General features: G+C 58.9%; 21 protein-coding genes and 1 pseudogene. 6 read left to right on the forward strand and 16 right to left on the reverse strand.

Features of this window, described 5'->3' with window-relative positions; genetic code table 11:
• Nucleotides 1-12: 12 nt before the first annotated feature.
• Nucleotides 13-1050 carry an IS481 family transposase gene (locus tag ABIA42_RS29700; protein ID WP_370118492.1) on the reverse strand — a complete coding sequence of 346 codons (1038 nt, stop codon included), beginning with the start codon at nucleotides 1048-1050 and terminating at the stop codon, nucleotides 13-15.
• 126 nt (nucleotides 1051-1176) lie between these two features.
• Nucleotides 1177-1872: pseudogene (locus ABIA42_RS29705) on the reverse strand (IS5 family transposase); the annotation flags it as partial.
• Nucleotides 1873-2120: 248 nt separating this feature from the next.
• Here ABIA42_RS29705 and ABIA42_RS29710 point away from each other — a divergent pair.
• Entirely contained in the window at nucleotides 2121-3086 is a 966-nt protein-coding gene (locus ABIA42_RS29710; protein ID WP_370118489.1) for an IS110 family transposase, read from the forward strand.
• Nucleotides 3087-3907: 821 nt separating this feature from the next.
• On the opposite strand, the gene ABIA42_RS29715 is transcribed toward ABIA42_RS29710, so the two are convergent.
• Nucleotides 3908-5077, reverse strand: coding sequence for a tyrosine-type recombinase/integrase (locus tag ABIA42_RS29715; RefSeq protein ID WP_370118486.1), 1170 nt, complete (start codon nucleotides 5075-5077; stop codon nucleotides 3908-3910).
• A complete protein-coding gene (locus tag ABIA42_RS29720; protein WP_370118483.1) occupies nucleotides 5040-5312 on the reverse strand; it encodes a helix-turn-helix transcriptional regulator in 273 nt (90 codons plus the stop codon). Before ABIA42_RS29720 ends, ABIA42_RS29715 begins: the two co-directional genes overlap by 38 nt.
• Before the next feature lie 452 nt (nucleotides 5313-5764).
• Here ABIA42_RS29720 and ABIA42_RS29725 point away from each other — a divergent pair, with 452 nt between their 5' ends.
• Nucleotides 5765-6025 carry a hypothetical protein gene (locus ABIA42_RS29725; RefSeq protein ID WP_183711709.1) on the forward strand — a complete coding sequence of 87 codons (261 nt, stop codon included), beginning with the start codon at nucleotides 5765-5767 and terminating at the stop codon, nucleotides 6023-6025.
• A 799-nt stretch (nucleotides 6026-6824) separates the two neighbouring features.
• Here ABIA42_RS29725 and ABIA42_RS29730 read toward each other — a convergent pair.
• On the reverse strand, nucleotides 6825-7184 hold the full coding sequence (locus ABIA42_RS29730) for a hypothetical protein (RefSeq protein WP_370118480.1): 360 nt from the start codon (nucleotides 7182-7184) through the stop codon (nucleotides 6825-6827).
• Nucleotides 7185-7825: 641 nt separating this feature from the next.
• Between ABIA42_RS29730 and ABIA42_RS29735 the strand changes: the two genes are divergently transcribed.
• On the forward strand, nucleotides 7826-8035 hold the full coding sequence (locus ABIA42_RS29735) for a hypothetical protein (protein WP_370118477.1): 210 nt from the start codon (nucleotides 7826-7828) through the stop codon (nucleotides 8033-8035).
• 40 nt (nucleotides 8036-8075) lie between these two features.
• On the opposite strand, the gene ABIA42_RS29740 is transcribed toward ABIA42_RS29735, so the two are convergent.
• From ABIA42_RS29740 to ABIA42_RS29755, 4 genes are all read right to left on the reverse strand, one after another.
• On the reverse strand, nucleotides 8076-8240 hold the full coding sequence (locus ABIA42_RS29740; protein ID WP_370118474.1) for a hypothetical protein: 165 nt from the start codon (nucleotides 8238-8240) through the stop codon (nucleotides 8076-8078).
• On the reverse strand, nucleotides 8230-8790 hold the full coding sequence (locus ABIA42_RS29745) for a hypothetical protein (RefSeq protein WP_370118471.1): 561 nt from the start codon (nucleotides 8788-8790) through the stop codon (nucleotides 8230-8232). Before ABIA42_RS29745 ends, ABIA42_RS29740 begins: the two co-directional genes overlap by 11 nt.
• A 639-nt stretch (nucleotides 8791-9429) precedes the next feature.
• Entirely contained in the window at nucleotides 9430-9873 is a 444-nt protein-coding gene (locus ABIA42_RS29750; protein WP_157790214.1) for a Panacea domain-containing protein, read from the reverse strand.
• A 229-nt stretch (nucleotides 9874-10102) separates the two neighbouring features.
• Nucleotides 10103-10351 (reverse strand): hypothetical protein, encoded by a 249-nt coding sequence (locus ABIA42_RS29755; RefSeq protein ID WP_370118468.1) that lies wholly within the window; start codon nucleotides 10349-10351, stop codon nucleotides 10103-10105.
• A 624-nt stretch (nucleotides 10352-10975) separates the two neighbouring features.
• On the opposite strand from ABIA42_RS29755, the gene ABIA42_RS29760 reads away from it, so the two are divergent.
• Nucleotides 10976-11260 (forward strand): DUF3892 domain-containing protein, encoded by a 285-nt coding sequence (locus tag ABIA42_RS29760; protein WP_370143688.1) that lies wholly within the window; start codon nucleotides 10976-10978, stop codon nucleotides 11258-11260.
• Between the two features lie 474 nt (nucleotides 11261-11734).
• Here the strand turns inward: ABIA42_RS29760 and ABIA42_RS29765 are convergent, their stop codons facing one another.
• Entirely contained in the window at nucleotides 11735-11938 is a 204-nt protein-coding gene (locus tag ABIA42_RS29765) for a cold-shock protein (protein ID WP_014495262.1), read from the reverse strand.
• A gap of 303 nt (nucleotides 11939-12241) precedes the next feature.
• Here ABIA42_RS29765 and ABIA42_RS29770 point away from each other — a divergent pair, with 303 nt between their 5' ends.
• On the forward strand, nucleotides 12242-12508 hold the full coding sequence (locus tag ABIA42_RS29770; RefSeq protein ID WP_039148589.1) for a hypothetical protein: 267 nt from the start codon (nucleotides 12242-12244) through the stop codon (nucleotides 12506-12508).
• Here the strand turns inward: ABIA42_RS29770 and ABIA42_RS29775 are convergent.
• Both ABIA42_RS29775 and ABIA42_RS29780 read right to left on the reverse strand, forming a co-directional pair.
• Nucleotides 12483-13919, reverse strand: a complete 1437-nt coding sequence (locus ABIA42_RS29775) for a hypothetical protein (protein WP_370118462.1) — start codon at nucleotides 13917-13919, stop codon at nucleotides 12483-12485. The two genes, ABIA42_RS29770 and ABIA42_RS29775, sit on opposite strands and share 26 nt — an antisense overlap.
• Complete coding sequence (locus ABIA42_RS29780) at nucleotides 13916-14089, reverse strand: hypothetical protein (RefSeq protein ID WP_370118459.1); 174 nt, start codon at nucleotides 14087-14089, stop codon at nucleotides 13916-13918. The genes ABIA42_RS29775 and ABIA42_RS29780 overlap by 4 nt, the downstream gene beginning before the upstream one ends.
• A 148-nt stretch (nucleotides 14090-14237) precedes the next feature.
• Here ABIA42_RS29780 and ABIA42_RS29785 point away from each other — a divergent pair, with 148 nt between their 5' ends.
• A complete protein-coding gene (locus ABIA42_RS29785) occupies nucleotides 14238-14504 on the forward strand; it encodes a DUF3892 domain-containing protein (RefSeq protein ID WP_370143690.1) in 267 nt (88 codons plus the stop codon).
• Between the two features lie 492 nt (nucleotides 14505-14996).
• Here the strand turns inward: ABIA42_RS29785 and ABIA42_RS29790 are convergent, their stop codons facing one another.
• The 4 genes from ABIA42_RS29790 to ABIA42_RS29805 form a co-directional block, all read right to left on the reverse strand.
• Entirely contained in the window at nucleotides 14997-15209 is a 213-nt protein-coding gene (locus ABIA42_RS29790; protein ID WP_028152475.1) for a hypothetical protein, read from the reverse strand.
• Nucleotides 15210-15211: 2 nt separating this feature from the next.
• Nucleotides 15212-15721, reverse strand: a complete 510-nt coding sequence (locus ABIA42_RS29795) for an HK97 family phage prohead protease (protein ID WP_370118453.1) — start codon at nucleotides 15719-15721, stop codon at nucleotides 15212-15214.
• Between the two features lie 164 nt (nucleotides 15722-15885).
• Nucleotides 15886-16470, reverse strand: a complete 585-nt coding sequence (locus ABIA42_RS29800) for a hypothetical protein (protein ID WP_370143691.1) — start codon at nucleotides 16468-16470, stop codon at nucleotides 15886-15888.
• Nucleotides 16470-17000, reverse strand: coding sequence for a hypothetical protein (locus ABIA42_RS29805; protein WP_370143692.1), 531 nt, complete (start codon nucleotides 16998-17000; stop codon nucleotides 16470-16472). Before ABIA42_RS29805 ends, ABIA42_RS29800 begins: the two co-directional genes overlap by 1 nt.
• Nucleotides 17001-17084: the final 84 nt, after the last annotated feature.

Consider the following 17084-nt stretch of genomic DNA (forward strand, 5'->3'; position numbering starts at 1 on the left):
TCATGTCCGACCTCACGCAGCCGGCAACAATTTCTCTCTCGACAGAGCACTTGCGTCAAGCAAGGTTTGCATCGGCGTCTTGCCGTAGCACCAGCGCCCCTGATGCGGGCGCCCCTCATTGTAGGCAGCGATCCACTCATCGAGATCGCTCTGCAAGGCAGTGATGCTCGGATAGATCTTCTTGCGGAACACGACGCAATAGAACTCCTCGAGCACGGTGCGGTGGAAGCGCTCGACAATGCCGTTGGTCTGTGGGCTCCTCGTCTTGGTGCGGGTGTGATCGATGTCTTCGACGGCAAGGTAGAGCTCATATTCGTGATGCTCCGGATTGCCGCAATACTCGGTGCCGCGGTCGGTCAGGATCCGGTTCAGCGGGATGCCCCGCGCATCGAAAAACGGCACCACGCGATCATTCAACAGTTCGGCCGCCGTGATCGGCGTCTTGCGATCATACAGCTTGGCGAACGCCACCTTGCTGTAGGTGTCAATGAAGGTCTGCTGATAGATCCGCCCGATCCCCTTCATGTTGCCGACGGAGAAGGTGTCCTGCGCACCGCAATAGCCGGGGCACTCGCTCTCGAACTCGCCGTGCGCCTCCTTCTCGGATTTGGCCTTTTCCAACGCAACGAGCTGGGCCTCGGTCAGCACCAGGCCGTCCTGAGCCATCTTGGCCTCCAGCGCCGTCAGCCGCTTCTTGACGTTGGCGAGGTCGTGACGCAGCCACACCGCCCGCACGCCGAACGGGGAGATCGACAGGCCGCGGCTCCTGAGCTCATTGCTGACCCGCACCTGCCCCCAGGCCGGCTGGTCGATCGCCAGCTCAACGACGGCTGCCTCGACCTCCGGCGCGACACGGTTCTTCAGGACCGGTTTCTTGCGGCTGATCTCAACCAGCGCCAGCTCGCCGCCCTTGTCGTACAGTTCCTTGAACCGGTAGAAGCTGTCGCGGCTATAGCCCATCATCCGGCAAGCCTGGCTGACGTTGCCGAGCTGCTTGGCCAATTCCAACATGCCGACTTTCGCGCGAATGACCTTCTGTTCCTGGGTCATGGTAACGTCTCCTGTGAGACGCTGCGGGCTGCGCGGGAGCGCCCTTTGGGTGAGCGCTCCTGCTCGCCCGCAGCTCCATTCCCTGCCAGTTCAAACCTTGCCGTCAGATTAAGTCGAAACTTCTACAATCTTGCGTCTGATGTCACGGATGATGCGGCCAAGCCGGGTGCGCAGGAATTTGAGCTCTCGCCGGGCACGCTTGAACTGGTGGGCATGCGTGTAGCGTCCCACCATGATGGCGGCGCGCCTGGCCACGCGCAGATAGCTTTGGCGCAGTTCGACGCTCTCGCGTTTGGCCAAACCGACCAGCTTCTCGATCGCCCGGTGCATGAGCCGCGCATCGCTCGGATGCGCGATCGCCTTCTCCTGTACGGTGGTATCCACAACGACCCGCTCGAGATCTTTGGTCTCGATTGCCCCAGTTCGATGCGCCACCGAGAGGCTTTCTTGCAACAGCGCGGCGATCTGCTCCTCACCCAGCCGCTGGCGCCAGCGGGTCAGCGACGAGCGATCGAATGGCAAGTCGTGCCGGAACACCACCTCGCCGCAGAAATACTGAAAATACGGGTTCTCGACCCACCTGTCGCACAGCGCCTCGTCAGAGAGATTGTGCATGTGCTTGAGGATGAATAGTCCGGCTACCAATCGTGTCGGCAACGGTGGCTGCCCCGGCCCGAGGCGACAGACCGAACTGAAGCGTCCCGCCAGGAAGTCCCAATCGATCTCCGCCGCCAGACGCACCAACGGATGGCGAAGGTTGATGATCTTCTCCAGAGATGGACGAAACAGATCGTCCTGACGATCGTCGCGCGGATGGCTCATGGGTTCTCCCCAACAGCGAATCTCGCCGTCAAAGGAATCACGAAGCCGCCCAATCCGGAATCCAAAAACGCAAGAAAACCAGGACCTACCCACGGCTTTCTTGCAAAATCGAATACTTGCTCGCGTCAAATCACTGCGACAGATCAATCGCTTCCGAATTCTTCACATGGCGTAATCGCGGCTGACGTCTTCTTGAGAACACGAGGATCGGTACGATCGGCGTCAGCAAATCGAAGAGGAGCCGCGCTATGAAGCAGTACGTTGGTCTGGACATCTCTATGGAAGAAACCAGCATTTGCGTTTTGGACCAGGCCGGAGGCGTGACATTCGAAGGTTGTGCGCCGACCAATCCGGAGGCGATCGCTAAGCTCCTACGGCGTCATGCCGGCAGTGCTGAGCGGATCGTTTTTGAAACGGGCTCGCTATCCAATTGGCTCTGGCATCAACTCAGGGCACTGGGCTTTCCGGTGATTTGCCTTGATGCGCGTCACGCCAACGCGGCGCTATCGATGCGCATCAACAAGTCGGATCAGAACGATGCCAAGGGGTTGGCTGAAATGGCCCGCATGGGATGGTACCGGGAAGCTGCCGTGAAGGGGGCGGAGAGCTGGAAAACCCGTTCGATGCTGGCGGCTCGAACCAAGCTGGTAAATCTGCGGCGAGATATTGACAATCAAATGCGCGGTCTGTGCAAGGGGTTGGGAATAGTGCTCGGCAAGGCCGGCTCGACCAACCTGGCTCGCAAAGTCGATGCCGTGCTTGCTGAAGCGCCGGATTTGCAAGATATTTTCGCACCGCTGCTCCTTGCCCAATCCTGTTTGACTGAGCAAATTGAGAAGTTCGATCGACAACTCATGGCAGTGGCAAAAGGCGACCAAACTGTTCGGCGAATGATGACCGTTCCCGGTATCGGTCCCCTGACTGCCCTGTCCTTCGTCGTTACCATCGACGACCCCACTCGCTTCAAACATTCCGCCGACGTGGGCGCCTATCTCGGCCTGACACCAAGACGTTATCAATCCGGTGAGATGGATCGCACTGGCCGCATCTCCAAGCGTGGCAACCACCAGATGCGGACTTATTTGTTCGAGGCCGCGAACGTCCTGCTGACCGTGTCAGGCGAGGTTCTGCGCTCAAGCGCTGGGGCAGCAAGCTGGCCAAACGCATCGGCGCAAAGAGGGCCAAGGTTGCCGTCGCTCGCAAAATGGCTGTGATCCTCCATGCCATCTGGACCGATGGCACCGAATTCCAGGCAGAGATGCGCACCGCATGAACAAGTCTTAAACCAACCCAGATCCGCCTCCGGCGGAACAAGCGTCCCTGCCGGGACGAAGGTGTGGGCAATCTCGAAGTCGTCCCTGCGGGCTTCCATGCACCGCGCTCTTCACATCGAGATGCCACACCTCTTGAACGCCATCATGCGGCGCTCCTGCATCGAGACGACCGCGGAAAGAACCATGAACCCGGCAGTGGATCACTTTTGTTTGTCGGGGTTGACACTGTGCCCGCGATTAAAGAACGAACGACGAATTAATGGCGAAGTTGATGAGCGAGGTCATGAGATGCTGCGCAATTTGCAGGTCTCGAACACCATTCCGGACCTATTGGTACATATCCCTGGAGATGGAACGGCGATCAGCGCAGGACTGGCGCGTGCTCCCCGGCGTGCGCGATTTTCTGACGGCGTTGCGATCAATAGGCGCCGCGGCCGCCACCGAGATCGAGGGACGCAGCGTCGAAGAGTGGATCCATTGGAGGGAATGAGTGGCTGCAATGGGCCGATCCAACAGCTAACAGTGTCGATGGCGTCTTCAAGGCGGATCACCGCCCAAACAATCGCCGAGTAAGTTCAAATCCCGGACACGCAACACCCGATTATTGCGATTGGTCGAACAGGAAATCCCCCGGCTTGTTGCATGAAAGATCGGAACCTGCGACCTCTGCGTCCCAAACGTAAGTCGCAATCGAAAAACCAACAAAAACAGTAGCGTTTGCGCTTGTTTAACGTCCTTTGGCGCGGTTTGGTCACGGTATTTCAGTAGTCAATCGGCGTCTTAGCCGAGCAGCGAATTCCTACTTCGCGGGTAGCCGGTTCGATTCCGCTAGGGAGCGCCAAAGCTTCTAGTAATTTCAATGCATTAGCGTCGAAACTGGCTAACCCGGTTTTTGGGGTAGCCAAACTGTCCATTGCGATCTGCGCCAAACGCTTCTGACTCACCGCTTTCGTGTAGGTCTCGATCTCGGCGAGGTTGTCGTGGCCGGTGATTGCTTGGATCTGATGCGGGGTGCAGCCTGCCTCAGCTAGCCGAACACAGATGGCATGCCGCAGGCCGTGCGGCGACGAGTCCGAAGGCAGTCCAGCCTCATGGGCCGCGCTGCGGATCCAGTTCGTCGCGCCCTTGGCGCTTCGGTCCTTATCCCACTTGGTCCGCAAGAAGGTCCGCTGGTTGCGCGGGGTGTCTTTGATGTGGTGCCAGAGCGTCGGGTGGATTGGAACGTTCAGCGTCTTCTTGTGCCGCGACTTGACGGTTGTGATGGTGATCCAGCCCTCTTTGACGTGATCCCACCCGAGCCTTACGGCATCACTCCGGCGCAGGCCGGTGTGGATAAACAGCTCCAGACCGAGCCTCTGCGGCGAGCCTTCCGGCCAGCGCTCGCGGTACGCCTCAACGTCGGCATCGGTCCAGGCTCGGTGAGAACGCTTAACGTACTTGACGCGCTTGGCGCGCTTGATCGGGTTATCGGTGAGCATGCCCGCGCCGATGGCGTACTCGAACACGATGTGAAGCAACTTCCGTAGCTCGTTCGCGGCGGCGGGCTTGTCGGCCTTCTTGTCTATGATTGCATTGATGTGCTTCGTCTCCAGCTTGGCCAGAGACTTCGTTCCGTGCTCCTTCCGGAACCGCTCAAGAATGCGCCTGCGATTGCTTCGCGAGCTATCAGCAAGCTGCTTGTATTCTGCGCTGCCATAGTAGCCCGCGATCGCCGCCGACACGCTGCCGGGCGGGTTGCGCTCTTCTGGATCGGCGCTCGTGCGAATGGCCGCTACAACGCCCTGCGCGGCCCTGTGGTGGGACTCCCAGAACTGGTAGCTGAACAGCGGCCCTGGCAACGGGACCCGCTTCTGGCCGGGTTTGCGCAGGTATATGCGCTCGTGGCCATGACGGTCAGTGTAGACGTGAAGATGTCTCGGCTTCTTCGTCATGGCGCAGAACGCTGTCCCATTCGTTGTCATTTACCGGCTGCGCGCTCTCAAAGAGGGCATCCAGGTCGTTGCGGTCCCAAATGTTCACGCCGAATAGCGCCAGCGGCTTGGGGGCGGCACCGGCCCTTACCTGCTTGTCGAAGTGAGTCGGGCTGATGCCCAAGTATCGAGCCGCATCGGCGCGGCGCAGGCCGCGCGGCTGTACGCGTTGGTTATCGTTGGCGGGATTGGGCAAGAGCGCGCCCCTGAATGAATTACGAGCTTTAACACGGCTCTAAGGCCGCCTTCCGGCGAAATGCGCGCCACCCGAAAGTATACATCGAGCCGGCGCGGATCCCAGTCAAAACCCGTAAATTTCTGCGGCGATGCCAAAGAAAATAGCCGGTCTCCCAGAGGCGGCCCAGCCCCTATGGCGACACGCCATGAACGGCGGGAAGTAGAGCGCCCGCCCCTCCTTCGTGAGCGGGCCAGGGCGGGTGGGGGGCGCGGTAACGTTGTGTTTCCAGTAAAATGAGTAGTTAGCACAATTGAGTAGTTCTCAAAATAAATCAATGACTTAACAAAGGTTATAGAAAGCAACCACGACTTGGTTAGTTTAATGCCATCACCGCGCGGTATTGTGGCAAACATCGGTGATGAGAACGCGACAATGCGCTCCCGCCTTCCTCTGACGGAAAGGTGCAGCGCATGATCAAGCGTCGTAACCGAACCAAACATACTAAGACATTTGAAGAGCGACTGGCCGAGGAGGCTGCGCGGTTCAGGGAGGCTGCAGCCCAGTTGCCGCCCGGCACCCAGCGCGAGCTATATCTTAGACGAGCCCGCCAGGCCGATACCGCCGCTCACATCAATGAATGGCTGACATCGCCGGGCTTACAACCGCCGACCGCGCTGGAGAATATGCAGGAAGGAAGACCGGCAAAGCGAGATCGAGTCGCCTCGGATTAGAAACCCGAGCGCTAGTTGCCGCATTGAACGAAATGGCAGAGTCGTTTGGCAGCTCGTTTTCGGTCGTTCAGGTGACTGCGGACGACACAACAGAGCAAATTTATTGGTTCTCGCTGCCGTTCCAGAAGGCTGGACCGCGGAAGTGTTGGATGTCCCGATCACCGCAGAGCAGCAGCGAATGTTCGAAGAGCTTAACCTTCAGCCTGGTGATGTTCATATGGTTGGATAAGTGAGGGCTCGGTCGGGCTTTAGGTCGACTTACGCCGCTCGCTCAGCGTTGGGTGATCTGCTCCCAATCCCCCACGCCACCCGATTCCTATTCCCTTTGGCGCGCTGCGATATATTCTCCGTGTATGGCAACGGCGCCAGACTATTACATTGAGATCACCGATACTGGAGTGCGTCCGCACCCTTGGCGGTGGGAATTGCATAGGCGCAGCACGCCGATGGGGATCAGGATCGGGGCAAGTGGTTTTCAATCACAAATGGCAGCCGAACATGCAGGCAACCAAGCGCTTGAGCGGTTTCTAGAAGAGCTTTCCAAAATGGAACGACGGAAGCGATAGGAACCGATCTACCCGTCCGCGAAGTCGGAACGGAAGGACAACGCCCCGCCCTGCAAAGAAAAACACTCCCGCCCTTTCGGACGGGGTGCCTTCAGCGGCGCGGGGGCGCCCCTTAAGAAACGCGCCCCCTACTGCGACGGGAAGTAAGAGCCCGCCCCAACTTGCGGCTGGAGCGGGCCTCAGCGGCGCGGGATGGTTGTCAGGTAGGACCGGCCGCCGAATCTGTCTTGCGATTATAGCGCGACCGCCCCCGGCCGGGATGCCACGTCCTCAACCACCCTAAGCAAGGCCGCAGAATCCTCGTCCTCCATGGCCCATTCCAAGCTCTGGGCGAGCGCGACAACCCGCATCTGGTTTTCATCGGTGCGCGTCAGCATCGCGGCGGCGGCTGCGCCCCTGGCGGCGTACAGGCATTCCAACAGGCTCGCCGCCCACGCGTCGGCCGGTCCGCTACAGCGCGGTGCCTGGGCCAGCCCGGTCAGCACAGCCGCCAGGGTGTGGGCGATGTCGTGAATTGCGACGAGTTCGCTCGTGGTGGCGCCGATGGTGACGGGTGTCGCGGCCTGGGTATCGATTTGGATATGGGAGTTCATTGTGGTGATGCTCTGAGTTCAAGGCTTTCCAAGGCCCTCGCCGCGGGGCAGCCGCGGCAGCCGGGGTTTGGAAACGTGCTAGAGCGACACGCCGAGCGCTTTTAAGGGCCGAAACCCTCTGGACAGCACGCCCGCCCCCGGCCATAAAGGCAGGGTTCGGAGCCGCACCGCCAAGTGCGTCCGTCGTTCAAGGTGGCAGTCTGCAACCTTGAACATTCAACCGTCACCCCCGACGCCAATCGGGAGCATCCTGACCAAGTGGATGTGCGGTTATAGCTCTGGTCCGGGTTTCCAAGCCCACGGACAGATTGCCCTGATTCGGTAAAAAATCCACCCCTACCTTGGGGGCGCTTTCGCGCGTCCACAGGAAGGTGGATGCCGCGCTCTTTTAGAGTCACACTTACCACCCCGCCAGCCAGCATGGCGGTGCCAACAATGATTCGGTGACAACCATGTCGAACATTGATCTTAATGCCCTCGCCGCTTGAAGATCTAGGCCCGAAAGGTAGAGGGAAGTGAGATTCTGGCGGTGGTTGCGAGAGGCGATCGCGCCCAAGGGGCCGCCGGTGTTCTTAGTTGGAGCCATCGCATTTCTTATTTCAGTTTTGGTCTCGATCTATATCCGCTGGGGATAGGACGCGATGGGCGAGATCACAATCGAAGTGCTCGAACGCTGCCTTGATTGTCTAGCTATCCTCATGAATCAGTCGCCCAAGGGCGGTGAAGTCTACCTGCCACTTTTCGAGCGGCTTGAATCAGAACTTGCCGCCCTGAAAGCGAAGGAAGACATGATGGAGCGAGCACGCGTGCGAGCCGCGCGGTTTATTCAAGAGCACTCGATTAAGAAGTAGCCACTACGTCTCGACTGACGCGCTGGATCTCGTCGCATTCTCAGCGGCCAAGCGCCTGATCCGCCGTCACCTGAAAATGAACGCCGACAACGCTCGCGATGGCAATGGTGATTTCGTCGTCGATTTGCTCAACGCAGATCGCCGCAGACTCGTCGATTTCGATCCGCGCTATTTGGCCCGGGTAATCATTCTGCTCATTCGCCATCACTGCACTCAATGCTTCCGGTTCGATGACGCGACCTGACCGCAACAATGGGAACACCGCTACTTGAAATAACACTCAGGCCAACACGCTTCTTGGCGGCGCTCCAACTTGTCACAGCCTCATGGGTTAGGTAAGTCGCAGCCAATTCGTTCCAAGATTTCACAACATGTTTCCAACTCTCTTTTCGAGCGGGGAGAAGCGCTAGCATCCTTTGCGCTTTGCGTGCAGCAGCGAACTTTCCGTCGCGCTTAGCCTGTTTAAGGATTTCGTGGACCAGATCTTCGGTTCGCTTCCATCCAGCGTCCGTCATTCTGTCCGCGACAAAACTGCCGAAGCATATTCGAAAGGATAAAGCGCGGTCTGCGGCGACGTATGTTGATAAGCCCGGCTCGTTCAACCATTGATGAAGAGATTCAAGGTGCTCCGACCTGCCAATCGTGAGAACGTCGTCCCGCTCAAACATCAAAAACGCCGCGAAACCCGCGACCTCAAGCTGCATGTCCAGGTCCAGCGTTTCCAGCCAACTGGTAATTGCTTTTAGTGGAGACATTGCTCTGCTCTCCCCTTCTTGCAGTCGTGATTCTGACTCGCGACTGACATAGGCTTCGCTCGATAGCGATTCGGCCCAGAGAACACGAACTGGTCAACTACTGGAATTTGTAGTCGCACACCTACCGCAGTGACCGGCATGATTGCGGACCGTCGCAGCGGAGGCCGCAGGCGCAATTTCGGAGGGGGATGTGCCTGCGGCCTAGGGGGAACTGATGAGCGAAAGCTTTAGGGTTGGTTTCGCGATAGCCATCACGGCAGCCGTAGTCGCAGGGGCGTTTTTTGCTATCCGTTTTTTGATTGGCTTTTACGGATAGGATCTCGCCGCCCTACTTCCACCCGAACCTGTCGCAAATCGATGCGATGATTTTGTCGATCGCTATCGCGATGTTCTCATCAGCATATTTTCTGGCCAGGGCGGCAAGTGCGACTATCTGAATCAGAAAAATGCAGATGACGGCCACAAATCCTAAGTGGGGAAATGTGGGCCAAATCAATTAGCGTAATGCACGCGCATATCCAGTAGAATCGTTCCTCGCGGCGCTCATCGGCCTCTTTCTGGAGAGCGGCTTCCAGCGCTGCAGCACTCGTCTCAACCATATTTGGATGAGACGGAGACTGCCTAACGATGACAGAGAAATCATGCGCCTCCGACTCGCGCGCGGTACTCGGCAATGATGTCGGCGTCGGGGATTGGGATGCCTCTTGATCCAGGGACATAGTGACGAGCCCAAGCTCCATTCTGCCAATGCGTCATGGCAACCAATTCACCCGGTGATTTCTGAATAAGGAAGTTGCACGCCTCATCCAGTGTGGCCGCCTCCTGAGTCCCACCAATGGGTGGAGCCCAGAAAAACACGTCCTGAATTGGCTTGTTTCCGAAATTCCGAACCTGCCGGTAGAGCCCGGGCTCGACAGGACCATAATCCCATGCCTGGAATTCGGCATCGACCAAGCGCTGTCCGGTGCGTCCTAGATGCACCATTTGAGCCATATAGAGGATTTTCTGTAGGGCGAGGTTCGTGACGCCCCAATTTCCACGCGCGCAGATGTGTCGCGCTGCGGAGGACGAAGCGATCGACATTTGCGTTTCCCTCTGGGCAACGGCTCCCCTGCCGGCCATAAGCCCCGTTAGATTATATAGGATTCGTTTAGGATTTGTCACCCGGCTCAAAAAGGGGATCCGTCCCTGGAGACGCGCCCCCTCAGTTCCTTGCCTCACCCCCCCCCAACGCCTTCACGACCCTCACGGCTGCAACGACACGAGTCGGCAGTTTAACGCTCTGCCGAGCCATCGCTTGCTGAATGTTGCGTCACCGTTTTCTCGCTGGCTGAACAGCCGTAGCAACACCACCGACCACGTGCCGCGCGATCTCGGTGCCGGAGTCGTCAACCACGATCACGACAGTTTCGCTAACAGGATCGTAGTCTGGATCGCTGCCGATATCTTGCGCGACACGAGCGCCGTATTGACCCGCGAGATCGGCCGAGCCAAACACCTCGCCATCGCTGTCTGGCTGAAGGCGACCGTTGTGGATGATCGGGAAATAATAGCGCTGCATAGAGCTTTGGCCCTCCGTCAGTGATGATCATGTGTCAACATCAGGCCGGGCGTCCCTGTCTAAATTGACAGGGACCGCTGTGCACCCGCGCGCTCCGCCCGCCATTTACTGGCGAAAGTCTCACAGGCATCCCACCCGAACCGGTTGGCACTCACACGTCCCACTCTAGAAGAGTTCGTATGCGCGCAGTGATCTTCCGTGCCTCTTCCGGCCCGATGTTGGGTTTCAAGCTGTCGAGTATGCCTAGCACTGCCTGAGCCTCCTCGGCACTAAACGTCGCGTCTTGGCGATCTGCTTGGCTCAAAGACTGATCGGCCGCGCGGGCCTGATTGGCTGCAAGCACCGCAAGCGCTTGCGACCGCAGCGCCGCGATGTGCCGCTCGAATATGTGCATCCATTGGCCTGTAGCTACCCTGTGTGGTGACGTCGCAAGCGATGGTGGCCAGCCCGTCCTCGAAGACTGGGGCTGGCCACCTTTGCTCCCGAGGGGGGCATCAACCCGCGGGGTGCCCTCGCGTTGTATCGCTGGAACCCCCGCGAGGCACCTACCAGAATCGGCGGGTCCCTCCTCCTCGACCAGTCGCTAAACTGGTCCGACAGCTTGCAGAAACGGGAGACACCAGCATGCCCAAACGCGTGCGCATTCGTTGCATAAACAAGACTGACAGGCGAAGCTCACACGAGAGAATCAAAAATGTCGGCGGGGTAAATTCAGACGGAACGCGATGGAAGCTATCCGTTAAGAAGACTATCCGAGACCTCGAAAGCCGCGAGTGGGAGTACTACGTCGAAGAATCAGGCGTCACTGTCGAGGTCATCGTCGCCACCGAGGGCCGACACAAGTACATCAAGACAACAGTGGACGGAATTCAACCGGACAATCTCCTTTCCCTCCCTGAGTGTCCGTGATGCCTTATCGATCCCAGATCGTGGCGGTGCGGGCGCGACTCGGCGCCGGGAAATGCGAAACGACGCTGTCCCTGCCACACCCGCGCCGCCCGGTGAAGCTAGCGGCCACGCGGCTCGGCGCCCAGTTCGGAGGCCGAGCGCTGTCCCTACCACGCGTCGCTAACTCCACCGCCAGCCTCGCGACGAAGAGGCTGACCGGGCAACGTATCCTCCGGACGAATGCCCTAGAGCAACTACCAGGATAGGGCGGGTGACTTGGCAATCAGTCTCGGATTGCAGGCGGCGTAGGTGCGAGTCGCAATCGGCAACTTACTACCAGGGCAGGTACAGCGCGACGAACAGTACCAAGGCTGCAAGCCCGAACGCCCATGCGAACGATAGCGCCTTATCCATCGGCCAATTCCGATCGATCTCCTCGGCCGCCCGCAGCGGCGTACCACTGCGGCCTTTCTGTTGAACAACACGCTGTGCGCATCACCCGATTCGTAGATTTTCCGCCGAGTCTTTTCCGCGATTTTTCACGATGTCGAAGCTGACTTTTGCGCCCTCTGCGAGCGAAGTAAAACCAGCCTTCTCAACCGCGGAGATGTGGACAAAGACGTCATTGCCGCCGTTGTCAGGTTGAATGAACCCGTACCCCTTTGTCGGGTTGAACCACTTCACTGTCCCAATTGCCACCTTACTTCTCCATTTTTCAAAAATGAAAAGTAGTGCGCGACTCCGACAAAAGAATGGCTTGTCGCGTCGCGCGTCGCAGCGATGCAAACTCCTCCCTGCCGCGGCGATCAGTCCAGCCGGAATGTGTTGATGTAGATCGCCGTGCCAGCGTCGCTTTCCTGTAGCAGTGATTGTTACCCTGCGGACGATATCTAGCTTGCTATTACCGCACTCAACGTACCGGATACACCGTATCCTGTGCCCGCTGAAAATGTTGCCATCGCGTTTCCGGTAGAAGTTGGCCGGTGAACAACCGAGACCCTGATGTCCGGCGACCACGGCGGCGCGGCATTCATCGCGAGGCACGGCGGCGGAATCCGCCTGCTTATCACCCGGAGGATCGCACACTACATGCTCGAAAAGATCGAGGAGATACCACCAGCCTTCCTAATCATATTCGATGCTGAGCGCGGTGGCCGGTCGACGCTGATAGTTGAGCCCGACCTACTCAGTAAAATGCAACACGAGCTAACGACGTTTCTCGGTCTGAGGCAAAGCACTCGGCCTACAATTCAACGGCTGTACAATTGATTCCACCCAACGACGACGTTCCCGATAATGGGGAGGCCGACAAATCCAACCAATATGCGACGCCTGCCGTCAGCCCTGTGATGATGGTAGTCAGGCTGAAGGGTGTAAGGTTGGTGCTGGATGCCACAGACATGGGTGTTGTCGCAGTTGTCCCGGTCGGGGACGCACCGTTAGCTGGTGCAGTGCCTGTGCCATATCGGATCGTCAAGTTTGTAAACGTTCCCGCACCACCGTTGGAGGCGTGGCCACTAATCGTCACCAGGATGCGCGTGCTGTATATCGGCGTTATGTGACAAGTCGATCCTAGTCCGAGCATCACAAAACTTGCAACCCCGGCGGGGTTTGATGGCGCTGCTTGAAGTGTTGCATTATTTAGCGCCAGAGCAATCGTACCGCTGCTCGTGATCGTGCCGCCCGTTAGTCCTGTGCCGGCGGTAACACTGTTGACTGTACCAGCACCGAGATTGGCACGCGCCGTCGCGACGTTCGCCACATCCGACAGATTGTTGGCGCTGGACAGATCGCCCGCCCCCGGCTGGCCAGCGACATTGAATGTCCAACTTGCGAACGTGCCGCTTCCGTTGGTCTTGTCAGACGTAATCGTGAGAGTCGTTCCGCTATAGGTCGCGACACCTTCGAGCCAATTAGCGCCGGAGGATGCCCGCACGCGCGCGCCGTTGGTGTAGGCCAGGCCGGCTTGCGTGGTGAACACCTTGGAACCGGTGCCGATCGCAAGCGACGTCGTTGAGGTGCCTCCGTAGGTCGGCGCGTTGGTGCCCGCCGCGCCGGTTGAGCCCGTCGCACCCGTGTCGCCCTTCGCAGCCAGCAATTGCCAATAGGTCGCGTTCGGCGGCGTGTGATTGGTGTGGTCGAGAACGCAAACGTAGCTCGACCCACTCAACGTCACGACGTCGTTGGCCGCATAAGCCGTCGCGCCGCCCCAAGCGCCCTTAAGTTGGAACGCCTTGTAAATGCCGAGATACGTCCAGACGCCGCCCACCTTCGCCCACGTCTTGCCGGATGTCGGCTGAAACGCATATTGCCCGTCATCGCCGAGCGACGGATCCGGCACAGTCTCGTCGATGTCGACGAAGACGAAATATCCCGACGTGTTGAGAGCACCGACCATCTTGTCGACATCGCGCGCGTAGGTCTCGCCAACGATGCGCTGTTGCGACACCTTCCAAACGACATACGACGCGCCGCTCAGCGTCGACCCCGGCCATGGCGTGATGGTTAGATGCGTATCGTCGGTGACGTCGGTGATCGGAACGCAAAAGTGACCGCTCTGGAAAAGATCGCCGGGCTTCACGTTGCCGGCCGTCAGCCAGATGGTGCTCGTGCCGGTGACGGTCGTCCCGTCCGCCGATACTGCGACGGTGCCGGTGGAGTAGCTGGAAAGTGCGGTCAATGTTTTGCCTTCTGCTCAGGGCGTGCAGCTGCATCGTCGATGCGCACGTGCTGACCGTTAATTGTTTGCCAGACCTGAACGACGTCACTTCCGGCGGGCTTGAACACAAATCCTTCAATCGGATTCGCAAGTTCGGTCGGGTCTGATGGAGTGGTGTGGTGTTGAGTCATTGATCTCTTCTGGGGAATGTCGTGGTGGCTCCGCACCTCGTTGCGAGGCGCGACACGCTGATTGGCGAGCCGCGCGTTCTGCGACTAACTGATTATTGCTTTCCCGCTGTAGTTGCTTTCTATGGAATGCAGAACATCGGGAGGGGAAATGCCAGACGTACAGGTCGCCTGCATCAACAAGCAGCCGCGCGACAACTCGCATGAGGGGATTACGCACCTCGGAGGGGGCGGTTGGAAGTGGCTGAGATCGGAGGTCATTCGATCGATCGAGAACGGGACCAATACATTTTACACGTTGGTCAGCGGTAAGCGCGCCGACGTTGGTGTCGTTAACGGCCCGAACGGGAAATATGTTCGAACTCACGCTGATGGCTATTACAACGATAACCTCCTAGCTCTGCCGGAGTGTCCGTGAGTTCTAGTCAAGCAAATCGTCCGCCTCCTCTGCCGGCGCCCAACTGATCTTGCTCGCATCGGCCGGTGTCGCGCCCATACTGCTTAGGCACAGCCTCAGTAGGCTGAGCGATTTTGTACCCATCTCCGCGCCGCTTTGCAGGCGAGCGCGCAACACCGATGCGATCCCTACGATGCAGCGGTGTGAAGCGTTGAGCCATGGCAACTCGCCAGCGAATTCACGCCAAGCAGTAGCCTGTTGTGCGTTTAGCCAAGTGGGCGGAGCGCCGATTTCGGCACCGGTTGGATCGTTGCGTTTATAGCGGCCAGCATTGATAAGATGCCGGCCCTCAACCTGCGCCCTAGGGCTTGGTTTTCTTGGTCGTGGCATTTTCACCCTGGGGGTCTGAATTGCAGATGCGCGTGAAAGTGGGGGCCGCCGGTAGCTAGTGGCGGCGGTGGGAGCGATCTGCCACGCCCCTCCCCGGTCAGCCCGGACCTCAGCCAGCGCCCATCACCACACCCTCAACACATCGACAACACCGCCGCCATCATCGATGACGAACTCGGCGCGATCGCCAGGGCGCATCTCGAAATGGCCTTGCCACTCGGGCAGACGACGTGCCGCACCGAGATTCCGTGCGTCGACCTTCACCGTTTCGCCGTTGTCCAGCTCGGCAATGCCGCGATGCCTGTAGCGATCCCACGAATGCATCATGCCGTTCATTATCACTTCAGAATTCCCCTCTTCCGCTGCGCCATCTCGATGCGACGCTTGGCTGCCAAACTGTTGCTCGATGCTCGGCTAATCTGAGCGCTTGTGTCGGACCCATATGCGCCCCACAGGACCAAACTGATCTCGAATAGTTTGGCCTCGGTGATGAGCCGCTTTGGAATGTCGCCGCCGTCGTCCCACTCCTCAACGACCGGAGTAAACGACACACTCACCTCGTTGACAGTGCCGCTTCCGACCGTCGCCAGGGCCTCCTGCCCCAACGGGGCGGCCGGATCCGGCTCTAACGAGTAGTAAAGACCCACATTGTCCGAACGCAGTTTGAGGCTGCCGTTACTGACACGCCCCAGCGGCCTGCTTGGATCATGTGCCCAAAGAGCGGCGACGTCCGGGTTTTGCGCGAGATGCTTATCGAATGCACCACGCGCGAAACGTTCCTCGAAAAGCCCCGCGATGACAGCCGGCCTGTTCCACGAAATGGCGAATCCTGAGATAGTTTCAGCCATTGCGTTGCGTCACCCGCAATCGCTTCTCACGTTTCGCTTGCATTAACCTGCGCGCAATTACGGCTGGTGAGTCCGAGCATTCGGAGTGTCGTTTTTCGCCAGGCAGTTTTACACTGCGACGCACCGCATTCCGATCGGCCGCGCTCGATGTTCTCTCTGTGCCCTTAGACATTGAAGCCCGCCTCCTTCGCTTCCTTCAGAAAATAGTGAACCTTGCCCTCGCGCCGATCGCCCAAGAAGTGCGCGCGCACTGGCCGCAGATAACCGAGGCGCACATCCTCGCGCTCCAGATCGTCCAGCAGTGCGTCGTGTTCCTCTCGGGCTGCTTCCAACGCGCGAGCGGCGTCACATACCGCACCCAAACGGCGCTGGTACTCTGGCATCACGGTGAAGCACACGAGCTTTGAGGCTACGTTCCGCGCTTCGTCTGTGCGCCTATGCAGGACCTCCCGGGCTGACTCGATGTTTGCTATCTCCGAGGTGACCTCGCGGAGCTGCCGCGACAGATCGGCAATGCTGTCAGTAGGATCGTCACCGAGCAGCGCGGCCACGCCGGGCGAGATATGTTTCCCACCAGCCGCCCTGGCCGCCTCGATCTTACCGCGCAGTTTCGAGCGCTCGCTGTTGAGCTTAGAGTCTCTCTGCTCCAATTCCATGCGTTTCGCGATCAGGTCGGCGTACGAGCTGTCAGCCTCCGCGAGGCTGGGAACGCGGAATTCGTCGGTGGTCTTCGTCTTCAACGGGGCCATTACTTGTCGTCTCCAAAAAGTTTGTCGAGTGCATCCGCAAGCGCGGCCACGCTGACGGTGGTTGATCGGTGATGGCCTCGGGATGGCCAGTGAGCGGCGTCGAGACCGGGCATGCAGAACCGCCCGACGCCACCGTCCGGTTTGTGAATCGCGAGAGCGCTTGATTTGTGAGCGATCTCGACCTGAGATTTGCGAGCCTCCGGAACGCCAGCGCGTGCGTCCTCGACCAAAATCGCAACAGCGATCGGCGCGTTGGGAATCGACTGGGGGGCCCCATCCAGGTTGACACCACCGGGTGTCATCGAGTGGTACGCGCGGACTGCGTCCGCGGCCGTGTGCAACTCGGTGTCAGAGGCGAGCGCAATAACCAGATCGAGGACATTGTCCTGATCCAGGTCCGGGGCGACGCCAGGTGCGCCCGAGGGCAAAAGGTCGGACTCCTGAAGCCTGCGAGCAATTCCATTGCTTCGCGAGCGTGGAAAGCCGATATGGCGCTCGATCGCGTCGAGCACGTGATTCAAGATGGCCACTCGGCCAGTCTCCTATGTTTGAAATTGCGATTGGAGGGTTAAATAAAACGCCGCATGCAGCGGCTTCGCGGCTCAAGGCCGGTA

Source organism: Bradyrhizobium sp. USDA 327 (assembly GCF_041262065.1).
In the GTDB taxonomy this organism is placed as follows: domain Bacteria; phylum Pseudomonadota; class Alphaproteobacteria; order Rhizobiales; family Xanthobacteraceae; genus Bradyrhizobium; species Bradyrhizobium liaoningense.

Excerpts from the sequence above, each read along its gene's own strand:
- ABIA42_RS29725 (WP_183711709.1), top strand. The coding sequence starts at position 5,765 with ATGATCAAGCGTCGTAACCGAACCAAACATACTAAGACATTTGAAGAG.
- ABIA42_RS29760 (WP_370143688.1), top strand. The coding sequence starts at position 10,976 with ATGCCCAAACGCGTGCGCATTCGTTGCATAAACAAGACTGACAGGCGA.
- ABIA42_RS29800 (WP_370143691.1), bottom strand. The coding sequence starts at position 16,470 with ATGGCCCCGTTGAAGACGAAGACCACCGACGAATTCCGCGTTCCCAGC.
- ABIA42_RS29700 (WP_370118492.1), bottom strand. The coding sequence starts at position 1,050 with ATGACCCAGGAACAGAAGGTCATTCGCGCGAAAGTCGGCATGTTGGAA.
- ABIA42_RS29790 (WP_028152475.1), bottom strand. The coding sequence starts at position 15,209 with ATGAACGGCATGATGCATTCGTGGGATCGCTACAGGCATCGCGGCATT.
- ABIA42_RS29710 (WP_370118489.1), top strand. The coding sequence starts at position 2,121 with ATGAAGCAGTACGTTGGTCTGGACATCTCTATGGAAGAAACCAGCATT.
- ABIA42_RS29745 (WP_370118471.1), bottom strand. The coding sequence starts at position 8,790 with ATGTCTCCACTAAAAGCAATTACCAGTTGGCTGGAAACGCTGGACCTG.
- ABIA42_RS29750 (WP_157790214.1), bottom strand. The coding sequence starts at position 9,873 with ATGTCGATCGCTTCGTCCTCCGCAGCGCGACACATCTGCGCGCGTGGA.
- ABIA42_RS29715 (WP_370118486.1), bottom strand. The coding sequence starts at position 5,077 with ATGACGAAGAAGCCGAGACATCTTCACGTCTACACTGACCGTCATGGC.
- ABIA42_RS29755 (WP_370118468.1), bottom strand. The coding sequence starts at position 10,351 with ATGCAGCGCTATTATTTCCCGATCATCCACAACGGTCGCCTTCAGCCA.
- ABIA42_RS29740 (WP_370118474.1), bottom strand. The coding sequence starts at position 8,240 with ATGGCGAATGAGCAGAATGATTACCCGGGCCAAATAGCGCGGATCGAA.
- ABIA42_RS29780 (WP_370118459.1), bottom strand. The coding sequence starts at position 14,089 with ATGACTCAACACCACACCACTCCATCAGACCCGACCGAACTTGCGAAT.
- ABIA42_RS29730 (WP_370118480.1), bottom strand. The coding sequence starts at position 7,184 with ATGAACTCCCATATCCAAATCGATACCCAGGCCGCGACACCCGTCACC.
- ABIA42_RS29770 (WP_039148589.1), top strand. The coding sequence starts at position 12,242 with ATGTCCGGCGACCACGGCGGCGCGGCATTCATCGCGAGGCACGGCGGC.
- ABIA42_RS29785 (WP_370143690.1), top strand. The coding sequence starts at position 14,238 with ATGCCAGACGTACAGGTCGCCTGCATCAACAAGCAGCCGCGCGACAAC.
- ABIA42_RS29795 (WP_370118453.1), bottom strand. The coding sequence starts at position 15,721 with ATGGCTGAAACTATCTCAGGATTCGCCATTTCGTGGAACAGGCCGGCT.
- ABIA42_RS29735 (WP_370118477.1), top strand. The coding sequence starts at position 7,826 with ATGGGCGAGATCACAATCGAAGTGCTCGAACGCTGCCTTGATTGTCTA.